The following is a 5260-nucleotide window of genomic DNA, read 5'->3' on the forward strand; positions in this document are numbered from 1 at the left end:
CGCCATCCTCGCGGCCGCTCGACTCGGCGCCCGCCACGGCTTCGTGCTGCGGGCGGGCATGGTGCTCCTCGCCGGGGCCGCGACCGCCGCTGTTCCCCTGCCCGACCGCGGTGTGGTCGAGGCGACGGTCACCGGTCTGGGCGGCGTCACGATCCGCACGGACGACGGTTCCGCGTCGTCCGGCCCGAAGGGAGCATCATGACCGAGTCCCGCGGCATCCTCGTGGAGGGCAAGGCCACCCCGCGCGGACGCTTCCCGCACGCCAAGCTCAGCGGCGACCTCGTGTTCGTGTCGGGCACCTCCAGCCGCCGCCCCGACAACACGATCGCGGGCGCCGAGGTCGACGAGTTCGGGGCGACCCGGCTCGACGTCGCGGTGCAGACCCGCGCCGTGATCGAGAACATCCGCGCGGTGCTGGCCGCCGCGGGCTGCGACCTCGACGACCTCGTGCAGGCCACGACGTTCCTGGTCGACATGAACGACTTCGCCCCCTACAACGCCGTCTGGGCCGAGTACTTCGACGAGCAGGGCCCGGCCCGCACCACGGTCGCCGTGCACGCCCTGCCGCATCCGCACCTGCGCCTCGAGATCCAGGCGATCGCGAGGCGCCCCGACCGCACCACCCCTGCCACTCTCGAGGAGGAGAAATGAGCACCATCCCACCCGTCATCGACTTCGCCGCCTGGATCACGGAGAACGAGCACCTCCTGAAGCCGCCGGTCAACAACAAGGCCGCGTGGACGCCGATGGGCGACTTCATCGTGCAGGTCGTCGGCGGCCCCAACCAGCGCACCGACTTCCACTTCGATCCGTACGAGGAGTGGTTCTACCAGTACCGCGGCAACATGCACGTGAACATCCAGACGGAGGACGGCCCGCAGCGCATCGACATCCGCGAGGGCGAGATGTGGCTGCTGCCCGGCAACGTGTTCCACTCCCCGCAGCGCCCCGAGGAGGGGTCGATCGGCATCGTGATCGAGCGCATCCGCGAGGAGGGCACGCTGGAGAAGTTCGCGTGGTTCTGCCCGAACTGCAACACCAAGGTGCACGAGGTCGAGCTGCAGGTGCGCGACATCGTGGAGGACCTGCCGCCGGTGTTCCGCGAGTTCTACGACAGCGAGGAGGGGCGCACCTGCCCCGAGTGCGGCACCGTCCATCCCGGCAAGGGCTGACGCGGCGTTGGGCACGATCGACGTCCACACGCACTTCGTGCCGAGCGCCTGGCCCGACCTGTCCACGCAGGTCGGGCCGGGGCTCTGGCCGACCCTGCGCGTGGACTCCGAGCGCGAGGCGATGATCATGCTCGGCGAGTCCGAGTTCCGTCGCATCGGCGACGACTGCTGGGATGCCGAGGTGCGCCTGGCCGACATGGACGCCGACGGGGTGGAGATGCAGGTGGTCTCCCCCACTCCGCTGTTCTTCTCCTATGACAAGTCGGGAGACGAGGCGGTGAAGGTCGCGCGCCTCTTCAACGACCTGGCGCTGGAGATCTGCGCCCCCGCACCCGATCGGCTCATCCCGTTCGCGCAGGTGCCGCTGCAGGATCCGGATGCCGCGTGCGTCGAGGCCGACCGCGCGATCGCCTCCGGTCACGCCGGCGTCGAGATCGGCAACCACGTCGGTGACCGCGACCTCGACGACGCCGGCATCGTCACGTTCCTCCAGCACTGCGCCGAGCGCGGGATCCCCGTGTTCGTGCATCCGTGGGACATGGCCGGCTCGCCGCGACTCGATCGCTGGATGGCCCGCTGGCTCACGGGCATGCCCGCCGAGACGCACCTGTCGATCATCGCGCTGATCCTCGGCGGAGTGTTCGACCGCGTGCCGCCGTCGCTGCGGCTCGCGTTCGCGCACGGTGGCGGCTCGTTCGCGTTCTGGCTCGGCCGCTTCGAGAACGCGTGGCGGCAGCGGCCCGACGTGATCGGCGTGAGCGCACAGCCGCCCTCCGCCTACCTCGACCGGTTCAGTGTCGACAGCGTCGTGTTCGACCCGGCCGCACTGCGCCTGCTCGTCGACATGCTCGGCGCCTCGCAGGTGATGGTCGGCAGCGACTATCCGTATCCCCTGGGCGAGCGACCGGTCGGCGACGTCGTCCACCGCTCCGCCTTCCTCGACGACGCCGAGAAGACCGCCATCCTCCGCGACAACGCCCTGCGCTTCCTCGGCCGCTGACCGCACGACCCGAACGGACCCGCCCCATGAGCACCACGACCCCGCCCAGCGCCACGACCCGCCCCGCCCTCGACCGCGCCACCTGCGAGGCGCTCGACGCCTCCGATCCGCTCGGGTCGTTCCGCGACCGCTTCGTGCTGCCGGAGGGCGTGATCTATCTCGACGGCAACTCCCTCGGCGCGCTCCCCCGGCACACCCCGGCGCACGTGCAGCGCGTGATCACCGAGGAGTGGGGCACCGGGCTCATCCGCTGCTGGAACGACGCGGGCTGGTTCGCGAAGCCGCGTACGGTCGGCGACCGGATCGCCCCGCTGATCGGCGCCGCGGAGGGCGAGGTCGTGCTCGGCGACTCCACGTCGGCGAGCCTCTTCCAGGCCGTGGTCGCGGCGGTGCGCATGCGGCCGGGGCGGCGCGTGATCGTCGCCGAGCGCGGCAACTTCCCCACCGATCTGTACATGCTGGAGGCCGTGCAGGAGCTGCTCGGCGGCGGCGAACCCCTGGAACGGCGGCTGATCGCCGACGACGGCCCCACGCTCGACGACGTGCTCGACGACCACGTGGCGGTGGTCGTGCTCACCCAGGTCGACTACCGCACCGGTCGGCTGCACGATCTGGCCGAGGTCACGCGCCGCGTGCAGGCCGCCGGGGCGCTGGTGGTGTGGGACCTGTGCCACAGCGCCGGGGCGCTGCCGATCGACCTGAACGCCGCCGGGGCCGACTTCGCGGTGGGCTGCACCTACAAGTACCTCAACGGCGGCCCGGGGTCACCCTCGTTCCTGTGGGCCGCGTCCCGCCATCACGCCGCCGCCCGGCCCGCGCTCACCGGCTGGCACGGCCACGCTCGTCCGTTCGACTTCACGGTGGACTACGCCCCGGCGCCCGGCATCGAGCGGTTCCGCGTCGGCACACCGCAGCTGCTGTCGGTCGCGGGACTGGAGGCGAGCCTCGACATCTGGGACGACGTCGACCTGGAGCTGCTGCGCGAGAAGAGCCTGCGGCTGACCGAGCTGTTCCTGTCGCTCGTGGACGCGCGGCTCGCAGAGCGCTGGGGCATCGTGTCGGTCACACCGCGCGAGTCGTCCCGCCGCGGCAGCCAGGTGTCGCTGCGCCACGACGACGGCTATGCGGTGATGCAGGCCCTCATCGAGCGCGGGGTGATCGGCGACTTCCGGGCGCCCGACCTCATCCGCTTCGGGTTCACCCCGCTCTACACCTCCTACGCCGACGTGTGGGATGCGGTCGACGTGCTGCGCCGCGTCAGGAGTTGTCCGCGCCCTCCGCGGCCGCGTCGTCGAGCAGGGCGATCACGCCGTCGCGCACCTGGGTCAGGTGGGCCTCCAGCACGCCCAGCGCCTTCTTCGCGTCGCCGGCCGCGACCACGTCGACGAGCTCGGTGTGCGAGTGGTCGTGCGAGCCCGCGGGTCCCAGCCGCCACCCCAGCACGTATCGCCCGAGCTTGAGCCGCAGCTGCTCGATCATCTCCCACAGCAGCGGGCGGGCCTGCGCGTCGTACAGGGTGGCGTAGAACTCGGTGCGCGCCTCGACGAACTCGCCGCCCTCGGAGATGTCGTCGGCGGTCTTCGCGAGCTCCCGCAGGCGCTCGACCCGTTCGGGCGTGATCTCCGCCATCGCCAGGCGCAGCGCCTCCTTCTCGAGCAGCATGCGCAGGTGGTAGACCTCCCCGGCCTCCTCCGTGGACAGCGCCCGCACCATCGCGCCGCGGCGGGCGTGGAACACCACGAGCCCGTCGGCCTCGAGCTGGATGAGGGCGGAGCGGATCGGGAGGCGGGAGATGCCGATCGATTCGGCGAGGGTCTCCTGGCGCAGTTTCATTCCGGGCGGGAGCGTGCCATCGAGTATCGCGTCGCGGATGATGTCGTACGCCATCGCGCCGACCGACCGATACCCGGCCCCGTGTCGCTGGGCGAGCTTCTGCAGCGCATCGGCGCGATCCTTCGCAGACGCGGCCGCGTCCCCTGACTTCACCATGGGTCAGAGGCTATCGGATCGAAGCCCTCAAACTCTGCATTCTGGATCCAAGATCACCGAACGCGTCGTGGCCGAAGAACGACGAACGCCCCCCGTCCCGGAGGACGGAGGGCGTTCGACAGACGTGCCTTACTTGGCGGCGACGACCTGCAGCGTGATGACCGCGGTGACGTCCTCGTGCAGACGCACGGTCGCCTCGTGCTCACCGGTCGCCTTGATGGGCGACGTGATGTGCACCTTGCGCTTGTCGATCGCACCGAGACCGGCGGCCTCGACCGCGTCGGCCACGTCGGCGGTCTTGACCGAGCCGAAGAGACGACCCTCCTTGCCGGCCTTGACCGCGAGGCGCACCTTGGCGGCCTCCAGCGAGTTCTTCAGGGCCACGGCCTCGTCGCGGTCGTGGATCGCACGCGCCTGGCGTGCGGCCTGGATCGACGCGACCTGCTTCTCGCCACCGCGCGTCCACGCGGTCGCGAAACCCTGCGGGATGAGGTAGTTGCGGGCGTACCCGTTCTTGACCTCGACCACGTCACCGGCGCTACCCAGCCCGGCGACCTCGTTCGTGAGAATCAGCTTTGCCATCTCAGTACCCCTTACCGGCCGGCGCCAGCGTAGGGCAGGAGCGCCATCTCGCGGGCGTTCTTGATCGCCGTGGCGATCAGACGCTGCTCCTGCACCGACACACCGGTGATGCGACGGGCGCGGATCTTGCCGCGCTCCGAGACGAACTTGCGGAGGGTGGCGACATCCTTGTAATCGATGACACCGACCCGGATGGACTTCGCGGGGGCGGCGTTCTTCGCGCCCTTCCGCGGCTTGCGGCGGTCGCCGCTCGACTTTCCAGCCATTGCTCTTCCTTAGTGATGATGATCGGACGCTGCGCCCTCGCGCGCATCCGGAGAATTGATCAGAACGGGGTGTCGTCGCCGAAGCTGCCCGGAGTGCTCCAGGCGTCGGCGCTGGTCGACGAGCCGGGCGTGGACCACGGCTCCTCCGACACCTGCTGCTGCTGCGGACGGGACTGCCCGCCACCGCCACCGCTCGAGGCCGCACGGGTGACCTGCGCGGTCGCGTACCGCAGCGAGGGGCCGATCTCGTC

Annotated in this window: 7 protein-coding genes and 2 pseudogenes; 5 read left to right on the forward strand and 4 right to left on the reverse strand. The window is 70.6% G+C overall.

All coding sequences use genetic code 11. From position 1 onward, the window contains the following. The 5 genes from DW309_RS05325 to kynU form a co-directional block, all read left to right on the forward strand. Positions 1-202: hypothetical protein (locus DW309_RS05325; RefSeq protein WP_205812640.1), on the forward strand; the 202-nt coding region annotated here is incomplete at its 5' end. Then, on the forward strand, positions 199-651 hold the full coding sequence (locus DW309_RS05330) for a RidA family protein (RefSeq protein WP_136033882.1): 453 nt from the start codon (positions 199-201) through the stop codon (positions 649-651). The genes DW309_RS05325 and DW309_RS05330, both read left to right, overlap by 4 nt. After that, the gene (locus DW309_RS05335; RefSeq protein ID WP_136033880.1) at positions 648-1172 is read left to right on the forward strand and encodes a 3-hydroxyanthranilate 3,4-dioxygenase; all 525 of its coding nucleotides are present in this window, start codon (positions 648-650) and stop codon (positions 1170-1172) included. The genes DW309_RS05330 and DW309_RS05335 overlap by 4 nt, the downstream gene beginning before the upstream one ends. 7 nt (positions 1173-1179) lie before the next feature. Further along, positions 1180-2172: an amidohydrolase family protein gene (locus DW309_RS05340; RefSeq protein ID WP_136044781.1), complete on the forward strand. Its 993-nt coding sequence runs from the start codon at positions 1180-1182 to the stop codon at positions 2170-2172. A gap of 26 nt (positions 2173-2198) precedes the next feature. Beyond that, positions 2199-3632, forward strand: coding sequence for a kynureninase (gene kynU / locus DW309_RS05345; protein WP_240753128.1), 1434 nt, complete (start codon positions 2199-2201; stop codon positions 3630-3632). On the opposite strand, the pseudogene DW309_RS19965 reads toward kynU, so the two are convergent. The 4 genes and pseudogenes from DW309_RS19965 to DW309_RS05365 form a co-directional block, all read right to left on the reverse strand. Beyond that, positions 3556-4161, reverse strand: a pseudogene (locus DW309_RS19965) (GntR family transcriptional regulator); the annotation flags it as partial. The gene kynU and the pseudogene DW309_RS19965 overlap by 77 nt on opposite strands. A 129-nt stretch (positions 4162-4290) precedes the next feature. Next, positions 4291-4743 carry a 50S ribosomal protein L9 gene (gene rplI, locus DW309_RS05355; protein ID WP_136033871.1) on the reverse strand — a complete coding sequence of 151 codons (453 nt, stop codon included), beginning with the start codon at positions 4741-4743 and terminating at the stop codon, positions 4291-4293. Positions 4744-4754: 11 nt separating this feature from the next. Further along, positions 4755-5009, reverse strand: coding sequence for a 30S ribosomal protein S18 (rpsR, locus tag DW309_RS05360; protein ID WP_017203799.1), 255 nt, complete (start codon positions 5007-5009; stop codon positions 4755-4757). Between the two features lie 59 nt (positions 5010-5068). Next, a pseudogene (locus DW309_RS05365) lies at positions 5069-5260 on the reverse strand (single-stranded DNA-binding protein); the annotation flags it as partial.

The sequence above is a fragment of the Microbacterium sp. K41 genome (assembly GCF_004794395.1).
GTDB classification, from domain to species: domain Bacteria; phylum Actinomycetota; class Actinomycetes; order Actinomycetales; family Microbacteriaceae; genus Microbacterium; species Microbacterium sufflavum.

Excerpts from the sequence above, each read along its gene's own strand:
- DW309_RS05330 (WP_136033882.1), top strand. The coding sequence starts at position 199 with ATGACCGAGTCCCGCGGCATCCTCGTGGAGGGCAAGGCCACCCCGCGC.
- DW309_RS05335 (WP_136033880.1), top strand. The coding sequence starts at position 648 with ATGAGCACCATCCCACCCGTCATCGACTTCGCCGCCTGGATCACGGAG.
- kynU (WP_240753128.1), top strand. The coding sequence starts at position 2,199 with ATGAGCACCACGACCCCGCCCAGCGCCACGACCCGCCCCGCCCTCGAC.
- rplI (WP_136033871.1), bottom strand. The coding sequence starts at position 4,743 with ATGGCAAAGCTGATTCTCACGAACGAGGTCGCCGGGCTGGGTAGCGCC.
- rpsR (WP_017203799.1), bottom strand. The coding sequence starts at position 5,009 with ATGGCTGGAAAGTCGAGCGGCGACCGCCGCAAGCCGCGGAAGGGCGCG.